Below are 23,411 nucleotides of genomic sequence, written 5' to 3'. Positions count from 1 at the left end.
GGAGGGTGACGTGGGCGACACCGTGGATTTCGAAGCGCTGCGCCAGCGGGCGGTCCACTCCCTGTTCGAACATCTGGAGTCCATGTGCGTCGGCGCTGTCGCCGTCGACCACACCGGCCGCATCGCCTGGATGGACGAGAAGTACAAGGCTCTGCTGGGCGTTCCCGGCGATCCGCGCGGCCGGCAGGTGGAGGACGTCATCCCCAACAGCCAGCTGCGCCGGGTGATCGACAGCGGCCAGCCGCAGCCGCTGGACATCATGGAGTTCGACGACCGGTCCTTCGTGGTGACGCGGATGCCGCTGTTCGGCACCGACGGCTCGATCATCGGCGCCATCGGCTTCGTACTGTTCGACCGCGCCGAATATCTCCGCCCGCTGGTCCGCAAATACGAGAAGATGCAGGAGGAGCTGGCCCGCACCCAGCAGGAGCTGGCGCATGAGCGCCGCGCCAAATACTCCTTCTCGCAGTTCCTGGGCGCCAGCGAATCGATCCGCGAGATCAAGCGGCTGGGCCGCCGCGCCGCCCAGATGGATTCGACCGTCCTGCTGCTGGGCGAAACCGGTACCGGCAAGGAGCTGCTGGCCCAGGCCATCCATTCCGCCAGCCCGCGGGCGTCCAAGCCCTTCGTCGGCGTCAACGTCGCCGCCATTCCGGAAACCCTGCTGGAGGCGGAGTTCTTCGGTGTCGCCCCCGGCGCCTTCACCGGCGCCGACCGCCGCCACCGCGACGGCAAGTTCCAGCTCGCCAACGGCGGCACCCTGTTCCTCGACGAGATCGGCGACATGCCGCTGCCGGTGCAGGCCAAGCTTCTGCGCGTGTTGCAGGAGCGGGAGATCGAGCCGCTCGGCTCCAACAAGGTGGTGCGGGTCGATGTCCGCATCATCGCCGCCACCAGCCGCGACCTGCATGCCCTGGTGCGCGAGAAGCAGTTCCGCGCCGACCTCTATTACCGGCTGAACGTGGTGCCGATCACCCTGCCGCCGCTGCGCGACCGGCCGGAAGACATCGAAAGCATCGCCGACCGCATCCTGGAACAGCTGGCGATCCAGCAGGGCACGCCGCCGCGTGAACTGCTGGAATCGGCGGTGCAGGTGCTGCGCGACTATGACTGGCCCGGCAATGTGCGCGAGCTTTACAACACGCTGGAGCGGGTGGTGGCGCTGACCGACGCGCCGATCCTGACCGCACCCCACATCCGCAGCGTGCTGCCCGGCCAGCATCCGGCCGGCGCGTCGGCCCTGCCGCTGGCGGCGGGGGCGCGGCCGTTGCAGGAGGTGCTGCACGCCGCCGAACGCCACGCCATCGCCGCGGCGCTGGAGGAGGCGAACGGCGTCAAGGCGCGGGCGGCGAAGCTGCTGGGCATTTCGCGCGCGTCGCTGTACGAACGCATGGTGACGCTGGGGCTGGGAGCGACCCAGTAGCGCCGACACAGGCTGGTCGCGGTAAATTTCGCACTGCGAAACGCTGTTTCATTGACGCGCTGTCCTGTCGCTGGCAGGATCGTCCCGCACTGGTTTGCGGGAGGGGGCGGGCATGCGCAGGCGGGAAGAGGCTCTGGTCGCCGACGATCTGGCGGAGGACGAGAAGGATCCGCGCTTCGTCACCGCTCTTGCCCGCGGGCTGGAACTGCTGCGCGCCTTCCGCCGCAACGAATCGATGCTGGGCAATCTGGAACTGGCGCAGCGCACCGGCCTGCCCAAGCCGACGGTGTCGCGGCTGACCTACACCTTGGCCAAGCTGGGATACCTCTCCTACGACCAGAACACCGGCAAGTACCGGCTCGGCACCTCGGTGCTGGCGCTCGGCTATGCCAGCCTGTCGGGCATGGGCATCCGGCAGGTCGCCCGCCCGCTGATGCAGGAACTGGCCGACCAGACCGGGCTGGCGGTGGCGCTGGGCGGGCGTGACCGGCTGAGCATGATCTATCTGGAATGCTGCAAGGCCACCGGCCCGATCACCCTGTCGCTTGATGTCGGCTCCCACATCAAGCTGTCGACCACCGGCATGGGCCGCGCCTATCTGGCCGCCTTGCCGGAAGCGGAACGGGCGCCGCTGATGGCGAAGCTGGAGGAGCATGAGGGGGAGCGCTGGCCGGAGATCCGCGACGGCATCCTCCAGGCCATCGAGGATTACCGGACGCGCGGCTATTGCCGCTCCATCGGTGCCTGGAAGTCGGAGGTCCATGCCGTCGGCGTTCCCTTCGTGCCGCGCGACGGCTCGCAGGTGCTGGCCTTCAACTGCGGCGGGCCGGCCTTCATGGTCGATCTGAAAAAGCTGGAGGAGGAATTCGCGCCGCGGCTGGTGGCGATGGTCCGGCGGATCGACGCGACCCTGTTCAACGGGTGAGGGAACCTGTTCAACGGGCGAGGGACTGGGAAACCGCCACCTCGTCGCGCGCCAATCGGTTTTTCCTATCGGGGTATCCTGAAAAATCGATTGGACGGATCAGGTGTTTGCAGCCATTCTTTGAATCGTTCCAGACAGGCTTCCCGATCCGGGTTTGTCCTGTTCCGGCCGGCCCTCCATTCGGTGCCAGGGGTGGCCGGCCCCCTGGAAGGGCGGGGATTTCGGGGATGTGCGGGCACGTTCAATCCAACGCCCTGCCGTCTCCGCCCTTCCGGGGTCTGGTCCCGCGGTTCCAGCCTCCCGTTAAAGCCTTTTGTCGACCTGTCAGGCCGCCCTGACCCGCGACAGGAAGCCGTCCACCTCACTGCGCAGGCGCCCTGCCTCCTGCGACAGCAGCGAGGCAGCGGACAGCACCTCGTTCGACGAGGTGCCGGCCTCGTCGGCGGCCTTGCTGACGCCGGCGATGCTGGACGAGACCTCCTGCGTTCCCTGGGCCGCCTGCTGGACGTTGCGGCCGATTTCGCCGGTAGCGGCAGTCTGCTCCTCGACCGCCGCCGCGATGCTGTTGGAGATCTCGTTCACCTGGGTGATGGTCCGGCCGATGTTGCGGATGGCGGTGACGGCGCCGCCGGTCTGGGTCTGGATTTCCGCGATCTGGGTCGAGATGTCCTCGGTCGCCTTGGCGGTCTGGTTGGCGAGCTGCTTCACCTCGCTCGCCACCACGGCGAAGCCTTTCCCCGCCTCGCCGGCCCGCGCCGCCTCGATGGTGGCGTTCAGCGCCAGCAGGTTGGTCTGGCTGGCGATGTTCTGGATCAGGCTGACCACGTCGCCGATCCGCTGGGCTGCCACGGCCAGCCCTTCGACCGTGCCGTTGGTGCGCTCGGCCTCGCTCACCGCCTGGCCGGAGATGGTGGCGGACTCTGCCACCTGCCGGCTGATCTCGCCGATGGAGCCGCTCAGCTCCTCCGAGGCCGCCGCCACCGTCTGCACGTTGGCCGAGGCCTGTTCGGTCGCGGCGGCGACCGCCGTCGACTGGCGGGCCGTCTCCTCCGCGACCGCCGACATGGTCCGCGCGGTGGACTGGAGTTGCGCCGCGGCGCTGGAGACCGCCTCGACGACGGTGCCGATGCTCGTCTCGAACTCGTCCGCCAGGCCGAGCATGGTCTGCCTGCGCTCCGCCGCCGCCCTGGCCTCTGCCTGCTTCGCCGCCTCTTCCAGCTCACGGCTGCGGATCAGGTTGGCTTTGAAGACGCTGGCGGTTTCGGCGATCGCCCCCACCTCGTCGCGGCGGCCCGTTCCGACGATCTCGACCGTCAGGTTTCCGTCGGCAAGCCCGCGCAGCGACGAGACGATGGATTTGATCGGCCCGACGATGCCCTTCTGCGAGATCAGCAGTCCGAGCAGCAGCCCCGCCAGGGTTCCGGCGCCGGCGAGGACGAACATCCAGGTCAGCTTCAGGGCCGCCATCTTCTCGGCCGTCCGCGCCAGCTCGGTCGAGTCCTTCTCTGTGAAATCGAGGAAGGCCGTGATGTCGCCGCGCAGGGTCCTGACATCGGCGCGGCTCGCCTCCACGGCGACCTTGATCGTCCGCTGCCCGTCGTTCAACGTGAATGAGCCCTGGACCTTGCGCGCCGCGTCGATGGACGCCGCCAGCTTCTCGTAATAGGCGGGAAGCTGCCGTTCGATCTTCTGCAGGATGACCACCTGCTCCCCTTCGACCGTGCCCTTGAGCCGCGCGATGGCGTCGGCAATCGACTTGCGTCGCTCCTCGATGGCAGCGGATACGGTGCCGACCTCGCCCGGATCGATTCCGAGGCTGTATTCGTCGCGGTTGATTTCGGCAAGCAGACGATTGAGACGGGAGCTGAGGCGTACCTCCGTCGTCGCTTCGTCAAGGTCCGTGATCGCGGACCCAAGGGATTGCAATCCAATTGCACCGAAGCCGGCAATGGTCATGCTCACTATGGAAAGCATGCCGACGATCAGCATGATCTTCATCGAGATCTTGAGATTGCCCAAAGACATCCCTTAATACCCCCTCAAGTTGCGAGTTTTATTTACAAGTTTACAGGTTATTTTTTATTAGAAATTGATTATGTACATTGCATAATCTTAAAATTGCTTTACCCGATGTCACGAAATACAACCTATGACGAAAGTCGTATTCTTGGAACGATTTTAAAGCATCTGCGACTGGGGCGATGTTCTGCTATTGGGCGAGCCCGAGCCTCCGCCGTTTGCGCTTTTCGCGGTCGGGAACTCTTCATGACGGCGGGCCGTTTTCAGGATGCGGCTGGATTCCGGCAGGGGAGACGTGGCTTGGCAGGCGGCTTGACGGACTGGCTGGTGCAGGTGATGCATAACCTCCACTATGTCGGGATTTTCTTTCTGGTGGCGTTGGCGCGGGTCTTCCCGCCGATCCCCGCCGAGTCGGTGATCCCGCTTGCGGGGATCGGGGCGGCGACCGGGGAATTCACGCTGGTCGGGGTGGCCATCGCCGGCGGGCTCGGCTCGCTGGCCGGACAGCTGGTGTGGTTCCTGCCGAGCCGGCTGATGGGCCGCGACCGGCTGGAGGCCTTTTTGAAGAAATACGGCCCCTGGCTGACCATCAACCCGAAGAAGGTGCGGCAGAGCACCGACTGGTTCGCCAAGCGCGGCGGGCTGACCGTGCTGTTCTCGCAGCCGGTGCCGGGGGTGCGGACGCTGATCTCGATCCCGGCCGGCGCCTGCCGGATGTCGATCCTGAACTATTCGCTGGCGTCCGGCATCGGGTCGGTGCTGTGGACGCTGCTGCTGGCCTGGACCGGCTACATGCTGTCCACCTGGCCCTTCGCCCACCGGCTGGTCGGCTATTTCACCGTCGGGCTGCTGGTGGTGCTGGTGGGCCTCTATCTGTGGCGGCTGTCAAAGCACCTGCATCTGCTGCGCAAGGGCGGCACGGCCGCGGAGGCGCCGAGCATCACGCCGTCGGCCGGCTGCTGAGAGGCGGTTGCCGACCGGGGGTCAGGCCGTCGCCATCCCGACGATGCCGGTGGCGGCCATGCCCAGCGCCCACAGGCCGAACAGGCCCAGCGCCACGCCGGTACAGTGGTTCAGCATGGTCAGCCCGCGGTCGGAGATGCGGTGGCGAACGGCGGCCACCCCCATCGACAGCGTTATCCACCACAGCGACGACCCGATGAAGACGCCCAGCACCAGGGTGGAGGCTTCCAGCCGGTCCAGCGTGCCGCCCAGTCCGAAGCCGGCGAAGATGGCGATGAAGGCCATGATGGTCGCCGGGTTGGTCAGGGTCAGCGACAGGCCGGTCATGAAGCCGGCCAGCCAGGATTTGGTGTCGGGGGCGGACGCCGCCTCGCGCTCCTCGGCGTCGGGATGCTGGCGGAAGGTGCGGACCGCCACCACCAGCAGGAAGATGCCGCCGATCAGCTGAAAGGCGATCTCGTGGCCGCGCAGGAAGCTGAGCGCCGCCGACACGCCGAAGGCGGCGATGGCGCCATAGAAGGTGTCGGCCACCGCGGCGCCGAATCCGGTGAAGAAGCCCATCAGGGGGCCGTGCTGAAGGGTGCGGCGGATGCACAGCAGACCGATCGGTCCGACGGGTGCGGCGATGGCGAATCCGAGAACGATTCCCTGCAAGAGCACCCACACTTCGTCCACCGAGCGTCGCCCCCCAACTTTTTATGGCCAAGCTTAAACGGCCGCGTCCGTCGCCAGTTCGTCGCAATGACTGTCGGCGTGGGTGATAAACGCCCCCGTCCCCCCCGTCAATCAGGGTATCAACCGGGGGCGACCCGATTCGCTCCGTTGTTTCGTCCGCTTTCCCTGTTGTGTGAAATCATGGCGCGGTTATCCTTTGGGTCAAGTTTCCGCAGTCGGGAGTGGGTGGGACATGAAGACGCGTATTCTTGCAGCCATGCTGGCGGTGACCGCGGCCGGAGCTGGAGTCGGCGGCGGCGCCCCGGCGCTGGCCGACGATTTCTCGCCGGCCGTGGTGTTCGACCAGGGCGGCAAGTTCGACAAGTCCTTCAACGAGGCCGCCTATAACGGCGCCGAGCGGTTCAAGAAGGAAACCGGCACCGCCTACCGCGAGTTCGAGATCACCAACGAGGGCCAGCGCGAGCAGGCGATGCGCACCCTGGTCCGCCGCGGCGCCTCGGTCATCGTCGCCGTCGGCTTCTCGCAGACCGCGGCGGTGGACAAGGTGGCGAAGGAATCGCCCAAGACCAAGTTCTGCCTGATCGACGACAAGCTGGACGCCCCCAACGTCCAGTCCGTGACCTTCAAGGAGGAGGAGGGGTCCTTCCTGGTCGGCATGGCGGCGGCGCTGGCGTCGAAGACCGGCAAGGTCGGCTTCATCGGCGGCATGGACATCCCGCTGATCCGCAACTTCCTGACCGGCTACGAGCAGGGCGTGAAGCATGTCGCCGCCGCCGACGAGGTGTTCGTCAACATGACCGGCACCACGCCGGCCGCCTGGAACGATCCCGGCCGCGGCGCCGAGCTGGCCAAGAGCCAGTTCGGCCGCGGGGCCGACGTGGTCTTCGCCGCGGCGGGCGCCACCGGTCTCGGCGTGCTGCAGGCGGCGGCCGATGCCGGCAAACTGTCCATCGGCGTCGACAGCAACCAGAACCACGTCCATCCCGGCAAGGTCCTGACCTCGATGGTCAAGCGGGTGGACGTCGTCGTCTATGACTGCATGAAGTCGGCGAAGGACGGCAGCTGGAAGGCCGGCCACCGGGTCGTCGGGTTGAAGGAGGACGGCGTCGGCTATGCGTTGGACGACAACAACCGCAAGCTGATCGCGCCGGAGATGGAAGCGAAGCTGGAAGAGGCGAAGAAGCAGATCATCGCGGGCTCGCTGGCGGTCAAGCCGTACCAGCCGTAAGCGGACCCTTCATGACGCAGGCAAACGCGCCGGCCATCCGGTCGGAAGTCGCCCTGGAGACGGTGGCGATCAACAAGTGGTTCGGCACCAACCATGCCAACCGCGACGTGTCGCTGTCGGTCCCGGCCGGCACCATCCATGGGGTGATCGGCGAGAACGGCGCCGGCAAGTCGACGATCATGAGCATCGTCTACGGCTATCTGCGCGCCGACAGCGGGGAAATCCGGGTGAACGGCAGTCCTGCCGCCATCCGCACCCCGCGCGACGCTCTGGCCGCCGGCATCGGCATGGTCCATCAGCACTTCATGCTGGTGGACCCCTTCAGCGTGCTGGAGAATGTGCTGCTGGGGGCGGAAGGCGGTGTGACGCTGGCAGGCGGACTTGCCCGTGCCAGGACCGAGCTGACCCGGCTGGCCCGCGACTATGGGCTGGAGGTCGATCTCGACAGCCCGGTCGGCGACCTGCCGGTCGGCGCCCAGCAGCGGGTCGAGATCCTGAAGGCGCTCTACCGCGGCGCCGACATCCTGATTTTGGACGAGCCGACCGGCGTCCTGACCCCGCAGGAGGCCGACCATCTGTTCCGCATCCTGCGGGCGCTGCGCCAGCAGGGCAAGACAGTCGTCATCATCACCCACAAGCTCCGCGAGATCATGGAGCTGACCGACAACGTCACGGTGATGCGGCGCGGGCAGGTGGTCGCCAACGTCGCCACCCGCGACACCAGCCGGGAGCAGCTGGCCGAACTGATGGTCGGCCGCAAGGTTCTGCTGCGGGTCGACAAGACGCAGGCCCATCCGGGGGCGGAGGTCTTGCGGGTCGAGGGCTTGCGGGTGCGCGATCCCTCCGGCGTGGAGCGGGTGAAGGGCGTCGGCCTGTCGGTGCGGGCCGGCGAGATCGTCGGCATCGCCGGCGTGTCCGGCAACGGCCAGTCCGAACTCTTGGAGGCGCTGGCCGGCATGCGGCCCATCGCCGGCGGCTCCGTCCGCCTGCGCGGGGAGGAGCTGGCCGGCCGGCCCGACCGCTTCAACGCCCGCGCGCTGCGCGGCCTGGGCGTCGGGCATGTGCCGGAGGACCGGCAGAAGGTCGGGCTCGTCACCAGCTTCTCGGCGGAGGAATGCTCGATCCTGGGATTCCAGGACGATCCTGCCTGGAACGGCCGGGTGCTGCTGGACCGCGACGCGGTGGCGGAGAGCTGCGCCCGCCGGATGGAAGAGTACGACACCCGCCCGCGCGACGGGTCGCTGGCGGCGGCCAACTTCTCCGGCGGCAACCAGCAGAAGATCGTGCTGGCCCGCGAGATCGAGCGGAACCCCGACCTGCTGCTGGTCGGCCAGCCCACCCGCGGCGTCGACATCGGCGCCATCGAGTTCATCCACCGCCGGCTGGTGGCGTTGCGCGACCAGGGCAAGGCGATCCTGCTGGTGTCGGTCGAGCTGGATGAGATCCGCGCGCTGTCCGACCGCATCGTCGTGATGTTCGACGGCCACATCGTCGGCGAGGTGATGCCGGATCAGGCGGACGAGAAGACGCTGGGGCTGATGATGGCGGGTTGCGGGTGAGGCGCATCGCTCCTCACCAGGGAACGGTTTGGCCCCGATAGTCGAGATACTCCAGGCCGGGCCTGTCCCGCTTGGCGAGAAGCACGTCGACCAGTTTCGGAATGCTGTCCTCGATGGAAAGCGGTGCATCGTCACCGCCGAGTGCCGTCCGGATCCAGCCCGGCGCCATCACCGCCAGCGGGCGGCCGGTGCCGGCCTGACGTGCCGCGAAGCTGCGCATGAACATGTTCAGCGCCGCCTTGCTGCCGCGATAAAGCTCGCGCTGGCCGGACAGGTTGTTGGCGATGCTTCCCTGTCCGGAGGACATCGCACCGATCAGCCCGGTGGCGGTGACGTTGCCCTCCAGGCTTTCGATGACGCGCATCGGGCCGAGGGCGTTGGTGGTCATGACGTGGATGAACTCGTCGGTCGAAACCTCGCCGATGGTCTGGGACGGGTCGCGGTTGGCGGTTCCCGCATTGACGAACAGCATGCCGAACGTCCGGTCCGCCAGCCTGTCGCGCAGAGCGGCCAACTGGTCGGGCGCACAGATGTCCAGGCTTTCGATCTCGACCCGGCCGGGATGGGAGTCGGCCAGATCGTGCAGTTCCGTGCGATTGGGACCGCGCACCGTGCCGAGGACGTTCCAGCCCTTCTTCAGGAATTCCGCCGCCATGGCATGGCCGAGGCCGCGCGACGCGCCGACCAGAAGAATGCTGCGATGGGAGTCGGTGGGGAGATGCTGCATGGGATTGTGGCTCCTGCTGTCGATATCCATGCTCCATATGTCCGGAGCCCCGGCCTTGCACCAGACGCACAGGATACAAAGATCGATTGCGCCCGGCGCTATGCGTCGGCTGTCCGCCCGGTTATCCTGCGCCGATGCAGGCCATCGACTTGAACCTTCTCCTGCCGCTGGACGCGCTGCTCACCGAACGCAGCGTGACGGGTGCCGCCCGCCGTCTGGGGCTGAGCCCGTCCGCCATGAGCCGGACGCTTGCACGGCTGCGCCGGGTGACGGGCGATCCGCTGCTGGTCCAGGCCGGCCGCAGCCTTGTCCCGACGCCCTATGCCGAGGAGATTTCCGGCCATGTCCATGCGCTCTGCCGCGATGTGCAGGCGGTGCTCCAGCCCGCCGCCGGCCGGCTGGACCTCGCGTCGCTCCATCGCACCTTCACCATCCGGGCCGGCGAGGGGTTCGTGGAGCTGATGGCGGCGCCGGTGATGGCCGCGGTGGCGGACACCGCACCGCATGTCCGCCTGCGGTTCGTGCCGAAGCCCGACAAGGAGGCGGAGCCGCTGCGGGACGGGCGGATCGACCTGGAGATCGGTGTGCTCGGCACCTCGGCGCCGGAATTGCTGACGCAGCTGCTGTTCCGCGACGGGCTGGTCGGCGTCGCCCGCAGCGGGCATCCGCTGCTGGCAGACGGCGCGGTGACGCCGGACCGCTATGCCGCCTGCGGCCATGTCGCCGCGTCGCGCCGTGGCGAGTTCCACGGACCGGTCGACGACGCGCTGGCGGAACTGGGACTCAGCCGCAACGTGTCCCTGGTCGTTCCGCGCTACCCCGATGCGATGCGGGTCGCCGCCGGGTCGGACCTGATCGCGGCGGTCCCGCGCTCCTGCCTGGGCAACGGGCTGACGACCGGCCATGCTGTCGGCCAGGGCTTGGAAAGCTTCGAACTGCCGGTCCGGACAGCGGACTTCGCCATCTCCGCCATCTGGCATCCGCGCCTGCAAGCGGACCCGGCCCACCGCTGGCTTCGCGAGACCATCGCGGCGGTGTGCCGGCGGGCCTATCCGTGAGGACGGCCCGCCGCCCGTATTCTCGAATCGGTTACTTCGCGAACAGCTTCGACATGTCGGCGAAGGCCTTGAACTCCAGCGCATTGCCGGCGGGGTCGAGGAAGAACATGGTGGACTGCTCGCCGACCTGACCCTTGAATCGGGTGTAGGGCTCGATCACGAACTTGATGCCGGCGGCCTTCAGCTTCTCGGCGAAGGCGTCCCAGTCGGCGGGTTGCAGCACGACGCCGAAATGCGGGACCGGCACGTCGTGGCCGTCCACCGGGTTGTGGTGGGCCGGGGCTGCGCTGGGGTCGCGCGGCTTCAGGTGAGCGACGATCTGATGGCCGAACAGGTCGAAGTCGATCCACTCGTCGCTGCTGCGTCCCTCCGGGCAGCCCAGGACGGTGCCGTAGAAATGGCGGGCGGCGGCCAGATCGTCGACCGGGAAGGCGATGTGGAAGGGCGTCAGCGTCGTCATCGGAGGGTTGGCCTTTCGCGACCGGGTGGCGGTGAGCTGCCAGTGTGGCTGCCGGGGGGCTGCCAGGGGGCTGTTTGTGCCCCAAGCAGAGCGTATCCCGGCACACTTGACAAACGAGTTCTCGGGCAGAGATTTATGAGTTCAACTCATGATTCGGATTGTCCATGCCTGACCGCGTCCTGCCGTCGCTCAACGCCGTCCGCAGCTTCGTCGCGGTGGCCCGCCATCTCAGCTTCACCAGGGCGGCCGACGAGCTGGCGGTGACCCAGGGTGCGGTCAGCCGCATGATGCAGACCCTCCAGGCCGATCTGGGCGTCGAGCTGATCCGCCGTGTCGGCCGTGGCATCGAACTGACGCCGACCGGGGCAGCCTTCTACGGCGAGGCGTCGGCGGCGCTCGACCGCATCGCCGCGGCGGCGCGGGCGGCCCGCGCGCAGGAGGGCGGGGTGTTGCGGGTCAGCGCGCTGCCGACCCTGACGCAGCGCTGGCTGATCCCGCGGCTGAAGGGCTTCCAGGCCGAGAACCCCGACATCCAGGTCGAGGTCAGCGTCGGCGAGCACCGTGTCGATTTCGCCAAGGAGCGCATCGACGTCGCCATCCGCTACGGCGTGGAGGAATGGCCGGGAGCCGAGATCGCGACCCTGATGCCGGAGACGATGGGCGTCTTCTGCGCGCCGTCGCTGCTGGAGCAGGGGCCGCCGTTGAGCCATCCCGCCGATCTGGCGCAGCACCGGCTGTTGCAGCACACCACCCGGCCCGATTCCTGGCGCGTCTACCTCGCCGCCTTCGGCCTGCCGCTGCCCGAGGCGGCGCTGTCGCTGGCCTTCGAGCATTTCTTCATGATCATCGAAGCGGCATCGGCGGGCATGGGGGTGGCCCTGCTGCCGGTCTTCCTGGTCGGAGACGATGTGGCGTCGGGGCGGCTGGTCCAACCCTTCACCGAGACGCTGCGGCCGCGCGGCCGTTACCTGATCGCCCACGCGCCGGGGGCCGAGCGGGCACGCCGGGTGCGCCGCTTCAAGGACTGGCTGCTGACCGAGGTGGCGTAGGTCGGCAATTACTCCAGCGTGCCGGCCGGCTCATGCCGGTCCTCGCCGGTCGCCAGCAGGGTGTCCACGGCGATGCGCAGGCCGGCGACCACCTGATCGACCGCCATCGACGGCATGCCGGGGTGGCGCACCGCCTGCTCCGGCGCGAGCGGGATGTGCAGGAAGCCGACGCGCAAGCCCGGCCGCCGCACCGCCCGCAGATGGCAGGCGCCGTAGAACAGGTGGTTGCAGACGAAGCTGCCGGCGCTGTGCGACAGGCCGGCGGGGATGCCGGCGTCGCGCAGGGCGGCTGCCATCGCCTTGACCGGCAGGCTGGCGAAATAGGCGGCGGGACCATCCGCCACCACCGGCGCATCGACCGGCCGGTTGCCGGCATTGTCGGGGATGCGGGCGTCGTCGAGGTTGACGGCCACCCGCTCCAGCGACAGCTCCGCCCGGCTCTGGGCCTGCCCGACGGCGAGCAGCGCCACCGGATCGGTTTCCGCCACCGCGCGCTCCAGCACATCGAGCGCCGTGCCGAACACGCAGGGCATCAGCCGGGCGGCCACACGGTGGCCGCGGCACTCCCAGCCGTCCAACTGCCGCACCGCCTCCCAGGACGGGTTGACGGGCTCGCCGCCGAACGGCTCGAAGCCGGTCAGAAGGACGGTGGGCAGGACGGTCGGCATCGCAGAGTCCTTGAGGAATTTCACTGTACTCAAGCCGGGCCGCGATGATGGCGGGGGAGCCGCACCGCGCGCAACAGCTCTTCGCGCATCCGCGCCACCACCGGCGCCCAATCGCCGGGTCGCTGCTGGCGGAACAGGCGGAGCGTCGGATACCAGGGACTGTCGTCGCGGTCGAGCAGCCAGCGCCAGCAGCCGCTGAAGCGTGACAGCACCCACACCGGCACGCCCAGCGCGCCGGCAAGATGGACGACGGCGGTGTCCACCCCGATCACGAGGTCGAGCTGCCGGACGATGGCCGCGGTGTCGGCGAAGTCGGTGACACCGGACATCGGGTCGAAGACCGCCGGCCTGTCCAGCTGAGCCGCCGCCGGTCCCTTTTGCAGGCTGACCCAGGACACGCCCGGCACCGTCAGCAGCGGCGCGAGCTGGGCAAGGGCGAGGCTGCGGCGGGCGTCGGTCCGGCTGGCGGCGGCATGGCCCAGCCGCGGGTCGCCGGCCCAGACCAGCCCGACCCGCAAATCCTCCGTCTCCGGCAACACCCCGCTCCAGTGCCGGACGGCATCCGGCGGGGGCGTGAGATAGGGCACCGCCGCCGGAATGCGGTCGGGCGCCACCGCCAGCCGCTGCATCAGCGACAGCAGCGGCACCCAGAGATCGTAGGCGCCGGGATCGGGAAGGGCGGCGGTCACCGCGTCGACGCCCTCCAGGCCGGCGAGCAGCCGGACCAGCGGCGCCCGGCAGTGCAGGACGATCCGCCGCGCGCCGCGCGCCTTCACCAGCGGGATCAGGCGGGCGAATTGCAGGGTGTCGCCGAATCCCTGTTCCTCCACCACCAGCAGGGTCCTGCCGGCGATGTCCTGGCCCGTCCATTCGGGGCCGGTCCATTCGGGCTTGGTGCAGGCGGGCTTGGTCAGCGCCAGTTCCCGTGCCTGCCAGCGTGCTTCGTACGCCTGCCAGCCCTCTTCGAACAACCCATGCTGGAGCAGCGCCTCGGCCAGATTGTAGCGCACGCTGGGCATTGCCGGGGCAAGGGCCGCCGCGCGGCGCAGCAGGGCCAGCGCGCCGGCAGGATCGCCGCAATCCTGCCCGGCATGGGCCATCGCCAGATAGGGGGTGTAGAGGCCGGGGGCCAGCGCGATGGCCCGGCGGCAGGCGTCGACGGCGGCCAGAGGATGGTCAGCTTCCTGCAAAATCGCGCCGATGTTGGCGTAGGCCTCGGCCATGTCGGGGCAGCGGACCAGCGCCTCGATGCAGGAGGACACCGCCTCGTCCGCCCGGCCGAGGCGGCGCAGGGCCGCGCCGCGGTTGGCATAGGCTTGCGCCGCCTGCGCTGGAGGCAGCCGCGGGTCGCCCAGCAGCCGGTCATGGACCGCCAGCGCCTGAGCCCAGCATCCGGCCCGATGCAGGCGCAGGGCCGTGGCAAAACCGGTTTCGAAGCCGGTTTCGTCGGCACTCGTCGGCGCGGACGGCCGGGAGACTTCGGGATGGGCGCGGGGGATGGTTTTCGACATGAGCCGCCTCCACGAGGGCCGGCGGAAACCGCCGGCGCTGATGGAGGGGTTACACGGTGCCGTCCGCCGAAGCTGGCGCGGATTCCGGACGCAGCTGTCTTCGAGTCAGGCCGCGACGGCCGCCGCCAGGACGCGGGTCTGGCGGGCGACCTTCTCGAAGGCCTTTTCCTCGATCTGGCGGATGCGCTCGCGGCTGACGCCGTAGCGGACCGACAGATCCTCCAGGGTCAGCGGGCTGTCGGACAGGCGGCGGCTGGTCAGGATGTCGCGCTCGCGGTCGTTCAGCACGGCCATCGCCTCGTGCAGCAGGGCGCTGCGCTGACGGGCTTCGCCGCGTTCGACCAGCGACTCCTCCACCGACGGCCGCTCGTCGGCCAGCAGATCCTGCCATTCGCCCGAATCGCCGTCGGCGCTCATCGGCGCGTTCAGCGAGGCCACCGGCCCCGACATCCGGCGGTTCATGGCGACCACGTCATCCTCGGGCACCGACAGGTCGGTGGCGATGCTGGTGACGCTGTCGGGGTGCAGATCGCCGCTGCCATACTCGCCCAGCTTCCGCTTCAGGCGGCCCAGGCTGAAGAACAGCTTCTTCTGCGCGGCGGTGGTGCCGATCTTCACGAGGCTCCAGGACCGCAGGATGTAATCCTGGATCGAGGCCTTGATCCACCACATCGCGTAGGTGGACAGGCGGAAACCGCGCTCCGGTTCGAATTTCTTGACGGCGGTCATCAGGCCGAGATTGCCCTCGGCGATCAGGTCGGACAGCGGCAGGCCGTAGCCGCGGTAACCGCCGGCGATCTTGACGACGAGACGGAGGTGGCTGGTGACCAGCCTGTGCGCCGCATCGACATCGCCATGCTCGGTCCAGGCCTTGGCCAGCATGTATTCGTCCTCGGCCGTCAGGACCGGGTAACGGTGCGTGTCGTTGATGTAGCGGGACAGGGATTCGCCGGAATCGGGCGAACGGAGGGCAATGGCGGTGCTCATGTCACATCCTCGTGCAAAGCGATATGACGGGTTCAGGACCCCCAGTCGGCGGGCCCAGGCCTCTCCGGCGGAGCAGGCAGGCATATAGTACAAAACTGGTGCTGTAAGTCAAGCGCGGCGGTCGGGATTGTCCCCGGCCGGCCTTGGGAGGCGACCTCAGGGGGCTGGTTCAGGGAACGGGCGGCAGGTTTCGGCGGTAGTGGCCCGGCGTGACGCCGAAGGCGCGCCGGAAACAGCGGCCGAGATGGCTTTGATCGGAAAAGCCGGCTTCGGCCGCCACGGCGGCGACCGGTTCTCCGGCCCGCAGCAGGCGCCGCGCCTCGTTCAATCGTTCGGACAGCCGGAAGAGCTGCGGCGGGACGCCATGCTGCTTGCGGAACCTGCGCGAGAAGCCTTCGCGGCTCATCCCGGCAAGGCGGGCGCCCTCGCCGACCGTTTCCCAGGAGGGGGTCATCGCCTCCACCCGTTGCGGCGGCATGCCGTCCTCGCACCAGTGGTTCTCGATCATCGCCGCCAGATCGGGCCAGTCGATGCCCCCTTGCCGCCGCCACAGCCGCGCCATCCCGGCAAACAGGGCCGCAGCGTTGCAGAGCCCGGGTGGCGTATAGATGTTGATGCAGAAGACATCGGCCGGTTCGGAAAGGGAGCTGTGCGGCGTTCCGGCCGGAATTCTCACCCCCTGGCCCGGCGCGACCTCGAACGGCCTGTCCTTCATCAGGAAGCGCCGACGGCCCGACAGGACGAAGGTCAGCTGGTCCTCTTCATGGAAATGCACCGGCAGCGAGACGTCCTGTCCGCACACGACGCCGAGTTCGACGATGTCGCGGCTGAGCGGGCGCCAATAGTTCCAGGCGCCGCCGATGCCCATGCCGCCGATGTACATGCCGTTGGGGAACTGAAAAGACACCGCCATGACGAACCACCCCGCTTTCGGGCTCAGCCCTTTCGGAAAATCGACGTTTGCCCAACCGTAATCAAGCCCCGGTTGCAGAGGCAAGGCCGTGGTTTGGTCACATGCGTTCCAGACTGCGGAGGTACGGCGCTGCTATCCATCCTCCGGGACGCGTCGCATGGAAAGCCCTCCATGCCGGCCGGCATGTTTTCGGGGGAGTATGGCATGACCGCCGCCTTGTCCGCCTTTTTCTATCTTCTCGTCGTCGGTGCCGGCGTGAGCGTCGCTTTGCAGCAGGTTCTGAACGCAAACCTGCGGGCCGAGCTCGGATCGCCCTGGTGGGCGGGCTTCGTCAGCTACCTCGTCGGCATGCTGGCGATGCTGGCGGTGGCGCTGACCTCCTCCGGTCCCCGGCTCACCGACCAACTGGCCGGACCGACGTCGTGGCTGTCCTGGACGGGGGGCCTTTTCGGCGCGCTGTTCATCGGGACCGCCATCCTGATGGTTCCCCGCCTCGGCGCCGCGACCGTGCTCGCTTTGATCGTCGTCGGGCAGATGCTCGGCTCGCTTGCCTTCGACCATTTCGGCCTGTTCGGGCTTCCCCACCATCCGGTGAGCCTCACCCGGCTGGCCGGTGCGGCGTCCCTGCTGCTGGGCGTCGTCCTGATCCGCGTCTGACACCGGGAGGCCATGGTGAAGCTGGTCATCGTATCCGACATCCACGGCAACCACGACGCCTTGCGCGCCCTGCCCGAGGAGTATGACGAACTCTGGGTGCTGGGCGATCTCGTCAATTACGGGCCGCAACCGAACGACGTCGTCACCGACATCATGGAAAAGGCGTCCCTGGCGATCCAAGGAAACCACGACCATGCGGTGGCGTACGACGACGACCGACGTTGGAGCGCGCGCTATCGTCCGATGGCCGAAGCGACCAGACGCTACACGTCTTCTGCCCTCGGCGCCGCGCAGAAGGCCTATCTGCGCGGGCTTCCGCAGCAGGCGCAGGCCGAGCGCGACGGCCTCCGGTTTCATCTGACGCACGCGATGCCTTCGGACCCGCTCTATGGCCGGCATCCCGGCGATGCAGCCGGGTGGGAGAGGGAACTCGACGGATTGCGGACCGATGTCCTCCTCGTCGGGCATACCCATGTGCCGATGCTGCGCAGGATCGGTGGCAGGGTGGTGCTGAATCCGGGGAGCCTCGGCCAGCCCCGCAACGGCACGACGCTGGCAAGCTACGCCGTCTGCCAGGACGGTCGTTTCGAACTCAAATCCTTTCGTTATCCGGTCGGGGCGACGATTGCGAAGCTCAAGAGCCTGGGCTTGCCGCACCCTGTCGAAAGCGAACTGGTCGCCATCCTCGAAACCGGTTCGGTCTAATTGGACGCAGTCACCGCCCGACGCTAATTCTGTTGCCCGGCGGGGGAGGGGCGCTTACGGTCGCATGTCGCCCCACATATGGTCTTTCCCCACCGGTCCCCCTGCCCAGATGCCGCGTCCCGTGATCCGCCGCCTGATCGATGCCGTGCCGACCGCCGTCCTGCCGATGGTGGCGGGGGTGGGGCTGTCGGCGCTGGTGGCGCCGCAGCCGGATGCCGCCATGGCGCTGCTGCGCGGGCTGATGGTGACGCTTCTGCTGACGCTGCCGTCGCTGGCGGTCGGAACCGCGCTTGGCACGCTCGCCGGCTCCTGGGCCGCGGTCGCGCCGCGGTCGGCCGGCGGGCTGGTCGGCCGGCTGCTGGCCGGAGCCGGGCCGCTGCTGCCCGGCTTCCTGCTGGCCGCCGTCGCCGCGCTCGCGGTGCGGGCGGGGGCGTCGGCGGCGCCGCTGGGCTGGACCGCCCTGTCGATTCCCGCCGCCTGTCAGGCCGCCCGGCTGGCGCGCCCGGCGATGGGCCGCGCCCTGGGTCCGGGGCCGGAGGGTGGGGCGGTGCGGATGGCCCGCGGGCTGGGGCTGGACGAGCGCACCGTGCTGCGCCACCACGCCCTGCCGCAGGCGGTCGCCCCGGTGATGGGGGGCTTGCGCGCCGCGGTGCTGGCAGCGATGGTCGGCGCGGTGGCGCTGGAAAGCCTGCTGGACCTGCCGGGGGCGGGCGCGCTGATGGTCGATGCCGCCCGCGCCGGATCGGCCGCCGGGGCGGTGCCGGTCCTGGTTGCGCTGGGCGGGCTGACCGCCCTGTTGAACGCGCTGGGCCTCGGGGTGCGCGACTGGATCGACCCGGCCAACCACAGCTCCACGCCCTACGAAGGGGCGTGACCGAAGAAGGACCCCGATGGCCGAGTACGACCAACCGCCGCTTTCCCATCCGGTTCCGCCGGAGACCCCGCGTGCCGGCTTCGCCCGCGGGCTGTCGGGTGCCGCCATCCTCGCCGCCCTGGCGCTCGCCTGTGCAGCGGCGCCGCTGATGGCCGACGGCAGCGCGGTGCACCGGCTGGACGCCGACCCGGTCGCCGCGGCGCTGCTCGACGGGCAGGGCAGCCTGTCCTTCGCCCTGCTGGCCGCGGTGCTGGGCGGGCTGCTGGGCATCGGCTGGGCGCTGCTGGCCGGGATGCTCGGCACGCTGGTGGGCAACCGGGCGGAGCGGCGCACCATCGCCGCCGCCCAGCGGATGGCCGGCTGGCCGCTCGCCCTGCTGGTTCCGCTCGCCGGCGGGCTGATGGGGCCGGTCTGGCTGCTGGCTCTGGTCACCGCGCTGACCGCGGCACCGGCGGTCGCGGCGCTTGCCCATGCCGAGCTGTCGAACCTGATGCGGGCGGAGTTCCTGACCGCCGCCCGCGCCGCCGGCCTGCCGGAAGGCGAGGTGGTGCGCCGGCACCTGATCCCCAACCTGACGCGCCCGCTGCTGGCCGCTGGGGTGCTGGCCCTGCCGCGGGTTCTGGCGGCGGAGAGTTTCGCCAGCCTGCTCGGCCTCGGGCTGCCGCCGGCCCTGGGCAGTTGGGGCGCCTCGGTCGGGCTGGCGGCGCGGCTGGGCGACCCGGTGGCCTTCGTCCCGCCGGCCCTGCTGCTGGCGCTCGCCCTCTGGGCCGCCTGCGCCATCGCCGACGGCATGGCGGCCGGACACCGCAAACCATGACCGATGCAACAGTCCTTGGGGCCACGAAGCCCGCGCCGGTCGAGACCGAGGCGCTGACCCTCATGTTGGGCGACCGTGTCCTGCTCGACCGCGCCACTCTGCGGGTGGAGCGCGGGCAGGTTCTGGCCATCACCGGCGGGGCCGGCAGCGGCAAGACCGCCCTGCTGGGGGCGCTCGCCGGGCAATTGCCGGCCGGCGTCGACATGGCGGGGAGCGCCCGCGTCGACGGCCATCTGCTGATCGCCCAGGGCGGCCGGCTGGCACCGCGCCGGCCGCTGGCCCTGCAGGTGGCGGAGGTGGTCGGCCACCATCTGGGGCTCGATCTGCGGTCGTCGCTGCGCCGCATGGCCGACGGTCTGGACCGCATGGGCATTCCCGCTGCCGCCCGGCGCTTCGACCTGCCGCCGGAACAGCTGCCGGAGTCGCTGCGTTGGGCCTGCCTGTTCGCCATGGCGGTGGCGGTGGGGCCGGCGGTGCTGCTGGCCGACGCGCCGGCCGCCGGGCTGGACCCGACGGTGCGGCTGCGGCTTCTCCACCGGCTGGCCGACTGGGCGCGGGCCGACGGGGTAGCGCTGATCCTCGCCGGACGGCCGGAGGATGGGCTGGTCGGTCCTGCCGACCGGGTGCTGGCGCTGCGCCGCGCCCGTCTGCTGCCGCCCAACCCGGCGCGGACCGAACCGCTGGCGCCGCTGGAGCAGCCTGGAGCCGCCCGCCTGCATGCCCGCGGTCTTGGCATGTCCTATCCGCTCGCCCCCGGCACGGGGGGGAAGGCGCGGTCGTTGGCGGTGCTGCATGGCATCGACCTGGATTTGCGCACCGGCGAGACGCTGGCCCTGCTGGGCGAGACCGGCAGCGCCAAGGCGACGCTCGCCCGTTCGCTGCTGTGCCTGCCGCCGCCGACGGCGGGGGCGGTGGTGTGGATGGGCCGCGACCTGATGGCGAACGCCGCGGGCGATGCCCGGGGGGACGATTCCGACCGCGGTGGATTGCGTCGCGCCCGGCGCGACCTGCAACCGCTGTTCCCCGACCCGGCGGCCTCCTTCGACCCGGCGATGACGCTCGGCACCCAGTTCGGCCTCGTGCTGGAGAGCCTGCGTCCGGACATCGCCGCCGACCGCCGCGACCACCGCATCGACGAGGCGCTGGAGGAGGCCGGCCTGCGTCCGGAGGCGGCGCTCCGCTGGCCGTCGGCGCTGAGCGTCGCGGAGGCCGCCCATGCCGGCCTTGCCCGCGCCATCCTGTCGGAGCCGCGCGTGCTGGTCGCCGACGAGCCGGCATCCAGCCTGTCGGCGGAGGAACGCGAAACCTTCCTCGACACGCTGATGGCGGTTCGCGACCGCCGCCGGCTGTCGCTGGTCCTGGCGACCGAGCGTTATGACGAGGGGCTGCGCGATGCCCATCGCGGCGTCGTGATGCTGGCCGGCCGGGTGGTGGAGAGCGCCGACGCCGGAACGCTGCGGACGGCGCCGCTGCACCCTTACAGCCGGGCGATGCTGGCGGCGGCGCACGGCGAACGTCCGGCGCTGGAGGGCGATGCGCCGTCGGCCTTCGCCCAGCCGGCCGGCTGTCCGCTGCGCCGCCGCTGCCCGCTGGCACGGGAGTTCTGTGCCCAGGCCGTTCCGACGCTGGAGGAGGTGGCGCCCGGCCACCATGTGGCCTGCCATTACTGGGACACGCCAGCGGACGGGTGAGCGGGGTCGACTCAACGGCTGGCTGTTTTCATGCCATTGTGTTATCCTTTCAGGACGTTGGTTTCCACATCGTGAACGCCTGTCGCCGGGGAGCCGATGCCGTCCCTGTCCATTACCATGCCCGATCTGAACCGTCTGCCGGCACTGGAGCTGCTGGCCGGGCTCGCCACGCCGCTGTGGCTGGCGCGGGCGGAGGATGGCGGCGTGGTCTGGCTGAACGGGACGGCCCGCGCGCTGTTCGGCCCGGAGGCCGTGGGCGGCAGTCTGCGGATCGAGCCGGCCGGACCGGTGGCGGCCACCGGCGGGACGAAGACCGAGCGCGCCGTGATCGTCCGGGGAGCCGACGGCCCGCCGCTCGCGCTGACCGCCCGCATCGGACCTGTGCCGGACTGCGGTCTGATCCTGGTGGAGGCGACGGCCGACAGTGCCGATCTGAAGGCCCAGGCGCTGGAGCTGGCTGCGGCCAACCGCCGCAAGTCCGAGTATGTCCACCATCTGAGCCACGAGCTGCGCACGCCGCTGACCGCCATCATCGGCTTCGCCGAAATCCTGCGCGACCGGCTGCTGGGACCGCCCGACAGCCCGCGCTATGGCGAGGCGGCGGCCCAGATCGTCGCCGCCGGCGACTATATGCTGGAACTGATCAACAACCTGCTCGACCTTGCCCGCGTCGAGGCCGGGCGGCTGGACCTGCATGAGGAGGATTGCCCGCCCACTCTGATCGTCGATGCCACCCTGTCGATGATGGCGGGCCGGGCGGAGCGGTCGGGCGTGACCCTGTTAGCCCGCCTGCCGGACGATCTGCCAGCGCTGTGGGCCGACCCGTCGCTGGTCCGGCAGATGCTGACCAACCTCGTCGGCAACGCGCTGAAATTCACCGCTGCCGACGGCCATGTGACGGTGTCGGCGGAGCGTGACGCGGATGGCGGTCTGGTCCTGGCGGTCGCCGACGACGGCCTCGGCATGCCGCCCGACCGCATTCCGCAAGCGCTGACCGCCTTCGCGCAGCTGTACGATCCCGCCCATGATCCGATGACGGTGGCCCAGCATGGCTCCGGCCTCGGCCTGCCGCTGACCGCCGCCCTGGTGGAGCTGCATGGCGGCAGCATCGCCGTCGACAGCGCACCGGGGCGCGGCACGACGGTGCGGCTGCGCTTTCCGCCGGAGCGGGTGGTGGGGTAGGCGGAGCCGGCTTCAGTATGCCTGAGCCTCGCCCAGCACCCCCGCCAAGGCCGGCGCCAGATCGCCGGCACCGACCACCGTCACCCGCTCCAGACCGAGCCAGCCGGCCAGTCGGCGCAGCTCCGCCGCCAGGGCCGGGGCGACGGCATCGATCTGGGCATGCGGTTCGGCATGGGCGGCCTGGACCAGCAGGGTGCCGGCCTTGCGGTCGGATTTCAGATCGACGCGGGCGGCGATGCGCTCGTCCATCAGGAAGGGCAGGACGTAATAGCCATGCTCGCGTTTGTGGGCAGGGGTGTAGATCTCCAGCCGGATGCGGGCGCCGAACAGACGCTCGGTGCGCTGCCGCTCCCAGATCAGCGAATCGAAGGGGGAGAGCAGGGCGCGGGACGCGGCCTTGCGCGGGATGCGCAGGTCGGGGGTGACGTAGGCGATGCGGTCCCAGCCCTCCACCGTCACCGGCAGCAACTCGCCGGCCTCCACCAGCTCGGCGATGCGCAGGCGGGCGTCGGCGACATCCAGCCGGTGATAGTCGCGCAGGTCGCGCTCGGTCGCCACGCCATGGGCGCGGGCGGCGATGCGCAGCAGGGCGCGCTGGGCTTCCGCCTCCTCCGGGGTGGGAGTGTCGATCACGGCGGCGGGCAGCACCCGCTCCGGCAAATCGTAGAGCCGTTCGAACCCGCGCCGGCCGGCGGTGGTGACGAGGCCGGCCCAGAACAGATATTCCAGCGCCCGCTTGCCGTCGCTCCACCCCCACCAGCCGCCGGCGCCACGCCCGGCCTCGCTGAGTTCGGATGCCCCCATCGGCCCGCGCGACGCCACCTCCGCCAGAACCGACACGATGTAGGGCCGGCGTTCGACGGCGAAGCGCGCAAGTTCGCCATAGGTGCCTTCGCCGCGTTCCGCCCGCGCCATGCGCCAACGGAACAGCGGCTGCTGCTCCACCGGGATCAGGGAGGCCTCGTGGCCCCAATATTCGAACAGCGCCCGCCGCTTGCCGCCATAGGCCAGCCGGTCGAGCAGAGCCGCCTCGTATGGACCGAGCCGCGAGAAGAGCGGCAGGTAATGGGAGCGCACCAGCACATTGACGGAATCGATCTGCACCAGCCCCAGCCGTCCGATCAGGCGCCGGGCATGGCGGGCTTCGACCGTGTCGGCGTCGGCCTCGGTGGTGGTGGTGGCGCTGTTGGGGAAACCCTGGGCGGCGATGGCGACGCGGCGCGCCTCGCGCAGGGACAGGCTGTCTGGACGGGGCATGGGTACGGAGAGAGGTTGGATGGGACGCCAGCTTGAGAATGCGTTTGATTTTCGTCAAGGCGG

Annotated in this window: 22 protein-coding genes; 13 read left to right on the top strand and 9 right to left on the bottom strand. The window is 69.6% G+C overall.

Features of this window, described 5'->3' with window-relative positions:
• The first annotated feature begins 10 nt into the window (after window positions 1-10).
• Both ABNQ40_RS07910 and ABNQ40_RS07905 read left to right on the top strand, forming a co-directional pair.
• Window positions 11-1,423 (top strand): sigma-54 interaction domain-containing protein, encoded by a 1,413-nt coding sequence (locus ABNQ40_RS07910; RefSeq protein WP_391346017.1) that lies wholly within the window; start codon window positions 11-13, stop codon window positions 1,421-1,423.
• 112 nt (window positions 1,424-1,535) lie between these two features.
• The gene (locus tag ABNQ40_RS07905; protein WP_109050272.1) at window positions 1,536-2,348 is read left to right on the top strand and encodes an IclR family transcriptional regulator; all 813 of its coding nucleotides are present in this window, start codon (window positions 1,536-1,538) and stop codon (window positions 2,346-2,348) included.
• A 324-nt stretch (window positions 2,349-2,672) separates the two neighbouring features.
• On the opposite strand, the gene ABNQ40_RS07900 is transcribed toward ABNQ40_RS07905, so the two are convergent.
• Complete coding sequence (locus ABNQ40_RS07900) at window positions 2,673-4,373, bottom strand: methyl-accepting chemotaxis protein (RefSeq protein ID WP_391346014.1); 1,701 nt, start codon at window positions 4,371-4,373, stop codon at window positions 2,673-2,675.
• 294 nt (window positions 4,374-4,667) lie between these two features.
• Between ABNQ40_RS07900 and ABNQ40_RS07895 the strand changes: the two genes are divergently transcribed.
• Entirely contained in the window at window positions 4,668-5,330 is a 663-nt protein-coding gene (locus tag ABNQ40_RS07895) for a DedA family protein (RefSeq protein ID WP_391346011.1), read from the top strand.
• Window positions 5,331-5,351: 21 nt separating this feature from the next.
• Here ABNQ40_RS07895 and ABNQ40_RS07890 read toward each other — a convergent pair whose 3' ends face one another.
• Complete coding sequence (locus ABNQ40_RS07890) at window positions 5,352-5,990, bottom strand: LysE family translocator (protein WP_391346008.1); 639 nt, start codon at window positions 5,988-5,990, stop codon at window positions 5,352-5,354.
• A gap of 247 nt (window positions 5,991-6,237) precedes the next feature.
• Between ABNQ40_RS07890 and ABNQ40_RS07885 the strand changes: the two genes are divergently transcribed.
• A complete protein-coding gene (locus tag ABNQ40_RS07885; protein ID WP_109050268.1) occupies window positions 6,238-7,233 on the top strand; it encodes a BMP family protein in 996 nt (331 codons plus the stop codon).
• A 35-nt stretch (window positions 7,234-7,268) separates the two neighbouring features.
• Window positions 7,269-8,792 carry an ABC transporter ATP-binding protein gene (locus ABNQ40_RS07880; protein WP_391346088.1) on the top strand — a complete coding sequence of 508 codons (1,524 nt, stop codon included), beginning with the start codon at window positions 7,269-7,271 and terminating at the stop codon, window positions 8,790-8,792.
• A gap of 13 nt (window positions 8,793-8,805) precedes the next feature.
• Here the strand turns inward: ABNQ40_RS07880 and ABNQ40_RS07875 are convergent, their stop codons facing one another.
• The gene (locus ABNQ40_RS07875) at window positions 8,806-9,519 is read right to left on the bottom strand and encodes an SDR family NAD(P)-dependent oxidoreductase (RefSeq protein ID WP_391346005.1); all 714 of its coding nucleotides are present in this window, start codon (window positions 9,517-9,519) and stop codon (window positions 8,806-8,808) included.
• A gap of 134 nt (window positions 9,520-9,653) precedes the next feature.
• Here ABNQ40_RS07875 and ABNQ40_RS07870 point away from each other — a divergent pair, with 134 nt between their 5' ends.
• Window positions 9,654-10,577, top strand: a complete 924-nt coding sequence (locus tag ABNQ40_RS07870) for a LysR family transcriptional regulator (RefSeq protein WP_391346002.1) — start codon at window positions 9,654-9,656, stop codon at window positions 10,575-10,577.
• 31 nt (window positions 10,578-10,608) lie between these two features.
• Here the strand turns inward: ABNQ40_RS07870 and ABNQ40_RS07865 are convergent, their stop codons facing one another.
• Window positions 10,609-11,037 carry a VOC family protein gene (locus ABNQ40_RS07865; RefSeq protein WP_109050266.1) on the bottom strand — a complete coding sequence of 143 codons (429 nt, stop codon included), beginning with the start codon at window positions 11,035-11,037 and terminating at the stop codon, window positions 10,609-10,611.
• Window positions 11,038-11,201: 164 nt separating this feature from the next.
• Here ABNQ40_RS07865 and ABNQ40_RS07860 point away from each other — a divergent pair, with 164 nt between their 5' ends.
• Complete coding sequence (locus tag ABNQ40_RS07860) at window positions 11,202-12,086, top strand: LysR substrate-binding domain-containing protein (protein ID WP_109050265.1); 885 nt, start codon at window positions 11,202-11,204, stop codon at window positions 12,084-12,086.
• Between the two features lie 8 nt (window positions 12,087-12,094).
• On the opposite strand, the gene pcp is transcribed toward ABNQ40_RS07860, so the two are convergent.
• The 4 genes from pcp to ABNQ40_RS07840 form a co-directional block, all read right to left on the bottom strand.
• Window positions 12,095-12,742, bottom strand: coding sequence for a pyroglutamyl-peptidase I (gene pcp / locus ABNQ40_RS07855; protein WP_109490978.1), 648 nt, complete (start codon window positions 12,740-12,742; stop codon window positions 12,095-12,097).
• A 41-nt stretch (window positions 12,743-12,783) separates the two neighbouring features.
• Window positions 12,784-14,265 (bottom strand): tetratricopeptide repeat protein, encoded by a 1,482-nt coding sequence (locus ABNQ40_RS07850; RefSeq protein WP_109050264.1) that lies wholly within the window; start codon window positions 14,263-14,265, stop codon window positions 12,784-12,786.
• A 105-nt stretch (window positions 14,266-14,370) separates the two neighbouring features.
• Window positions 14,371-15,252, bottom strand: coding sequence for an RNA polymerase sigma factor RpoH (rpoH, locus tag ABNQ40_RS07845; protein ID WP_098736116.1), 882 nt, complete (start codon window positions 15,250-15,252; stop codon window positions 14,371-14,373).
• Between the two features lie 169 nt (window positions 15,253-15,421).
• A complete protein-coding gene (locus tag ABNQ40_RS07840; RefSeq protein ID WP_109050263.1) occupies window positions 15,422-16,165 on the bottom strand; it encodes an AraC family transcriptional regulator in 744 nt (247 codons plus the stop codon).
• A gap of 204 nt (window positions 16,166-16,369) precedes the next feature.
• On the opposite strand from ABNQ40_RS07840, the gene ABNQ40_RS07835 reads away from it, so the two are divergent.
• The 6 genes from ABNQ40_RS07835 to ABNQ40_RS07810 all read left to right on the top strand — a co-directional run bounded on the left by ABNQ40_RS07835 (window position 16,370) and on the right by ABNQ40_RS07810 (window position 22,091).
• Complete coding sequence (locus tag ABNQ40_RS07835) at window positions 16,370-16,822, top strand: DMT family transporter (protein ID WP_109490977.1); 453 nt, start codon at window positions 16,370-16,372, stop codon at window positions 16,820-16,822.
• Window positions 16,823-16,834: 12 nt separating this feature from the next.
• Window positions 16,835-17,527 (top strand): metallophosphoesterase, encoded by a 693-nt coding sequence (locus ABNQ40_RS07830; RefSeq protein WP_199235345.1) that lies wholly within the window; start codon window positions 16,835-16,837, stop codon window positions 17,525-17,527.
• Between the two features lie 109 nt (window positions 17,528-17,636).
• The gene (locus tag ABNQ40_RS07825) at window positions 17,637-18,401 is read left to right on the top strand and encodes an ABC transporter permease subunit (protein WP_109050262.1); all 765 of its coding nucleotides are present in this window, start codon (window positions 17,637-17,639) and stop codon (window positions 18,399-18,401) included.
• A gap of 16 nt (window positions 18,402-18,417) precedes the next feature.
• Window positions 18,418-19,218, top strand: a complete 801-nt coding sequence (locus ABNQ40_RS07820; protein WP_109050261.1) for an ABC transporter permease subunit — start codon at window positions 18,418-18,420, stop codon at window positions 19,216-19,218.
• Window positions 19,215-20,909 (top strand): ABC transporter ATP-binding protein, encoded by a 1,695-nt coding sequence (locus tag ABNQ40_RS07815; protein WP_109050260.1) that lies wholly within the window; start codon window positions 19,215-19,217, stop codon window positions 20,907-20,909. The genes ABNQ40_RS07820 and ABNQ40_RS07815 overlap by 4 nt, the downstream gene beginning before the upstream one ends.
• A 96-nt stretch (window positions 20,910-21,005) precedes the next feature.
• Window positions 21,006-22,091 (top strand): HAMP domain-containing sensor histidine kinase, encoded by a 1,086-nt coding sequence (locus ABNQ40_RS07810; RefSeq protein WP_109050259.1) that lies wholly within the window; start codon window positions 21,006-21,008, stop codon window positions 22,089-22,091.
• 12 nt (window positions 22,092-22,103) lie between these two features.
• Here the strand turns inward: ABNQ40_RS07810 and ABNQ40_RS07805 are convergent, their stop codons facing one another.
• Window positions 22,104-23,348, bottom strand: coding sequence for a winged helix-turn-helix domain-containing protein (locus ABNQ40_RS07805; RefSeq protein WP_109050258.1), 1,245 nt, complete (start codon window positions 23,346-23,348; stop codon window positions 22,104-22,106).
• Between the last annotated feature and the right edge of the window lie 63 nt (window positions 23,349-23,411).

This window comes from Azospirillum sp. A23 (assembly GCF_042938965.1).
In the GTDB taxonomy this organism is placed as follows: Bacteria; Pseudomonadota; Alphaproteobacteria; order Azospirillales; family Azospirillaceae; genus Azospirillum; species Azospirillum melinis.
Note: the sequence above shows the minus strand (reverse complement) of the source record. Positions and strands in the feature narration are given on the sequence as shown.

Excerpts from the sequence above, each read along its gene's own strand:
- ABNQ40_RS07805 (WP_109050258.1), bottom strand. The coding sequence starts at position 23,348 with ATGCCCCGTCCAGACAGCCTGTCCCTGCGCGAGGCGCGCCGCGTCGCC.
- ABNQ40_RS07825 (WP_109050262.1), top strand. The coding sequence starts at position 17,637 with ATGCCGCGTCCCGTGATCCGCCGCCTGATCGATGCCGTGCCGACCGCC.
- ABNQ40_RS07860 (WP_109050265.1), top strand. The coding sequence starts at position 11,202 with ATGCCTGACCGCGTCCTGCCGTCGCTCAACGCCGTCCGCAGCTTCGTC.
- ABNQ40_RS07835 (WP_109490977.1), top strand. The coding sequence starts at position 16,370 with ATGACCGCCGCCTTGTCCGCCTTTTTCTATCTTCTCGTCGTCGGTGCC.
- ABNQ40_RS07905 (WP_109050272.1), top strand. The coding sequence starts at position 1,536 with ATGCGCAGGCGGGAAGAGGCTCTGGTCGCCGACGATCTGGCGGAGGAC.
- ABNQ40_RS07865 (WP_109050266.1), bottom strand. The coding sequence starts at position 11,037 with ATGACGACGCTGACGCCCTTCCACATCGCCTTCCCGGTCGACGATCTG.
- ABNQ40_RS07875 (WP_391346005.1), bottom strand. The coding sequence starts at position 9,519 with ATGCAGCATCTCCCCACCGACTCCCATCGCAGCATTCTTCTGGTCGGC.
- ABNQ40_RS07850 (WP_109050264.1), bottom strand. The coding sequence starts at position 14,265 with ATGTCGAAAACCATCCCCCGCGCCCATCCCGAAGTCTCCCGGCCGTCC.
- ABNQ40_RS07870 (WP_391346002.1), top strand. The coding sequence starts at position 9,654 with ATGCAGGCCATCGACTTGAACCTTCTCCTGCCGCTGGACGCGCTGCTC.
- ABNQ40_RS07815 (WP_109050260.1), top strand. The coding sequence starts at position 19,215 with ATGACCGATGCAACAGTCCTTGGGGCCACGAAGCCCGCGCCGGTCGAG.
- ABNQ40_RS07900 (WP_391346014.1), bottom strand. The coding sequence starts at position 4,373 with ATGTCTTTGGGCAATCTCAAGATCTCGATGAAGATCATGCTGATCGTC.
- rpoH (WP_098736116.1), bottom strand. The coding sequence starts at position 15,252 with ATGAGCACCGCCATTGCCCTCCGTTCGCCCGATTCCGGCGAATCCCTG.
- ABNQ40_RS07820 (WP_109050261.1), top strand. The coding sequence starts at position 18,418 with ATGGCCGAGTACGACCAACCGCCGCTTTCCCATCCGGTTCCGCCGGAG.
- ABNQ40_RS07830 (WP_199235345.1), top strand. The coding sequence starts at position 16,835 with ATGGTGAAGCTGGTCATCGTATCCGACATCCACGGCAACCACGACGCC.
- ABNQ40_RS07885 (WP_109050268.1), top strand. The coding sequence starts at position 6,238 with ATGAAGACGCGTATTCTTGCAGCCATGCTGGCGGTGACCGCGGCCGGA.
- ABNQ40_RS07840 (WP_109050263.1), bottom strand. The coding sequence starts at position 16,165 with ATGGCGGTGTCTTTTCAGTTCCCCAACGGCATGTACATCGGCGGCATG.
- ABNQ40_RS07810 (WP_109050259.1), top strand. The coding sequence starts at position 21,006 with ATGCCGTCCCTGTCCATTACCATGCCCGATCTGAACCGTCTGCCGGCA.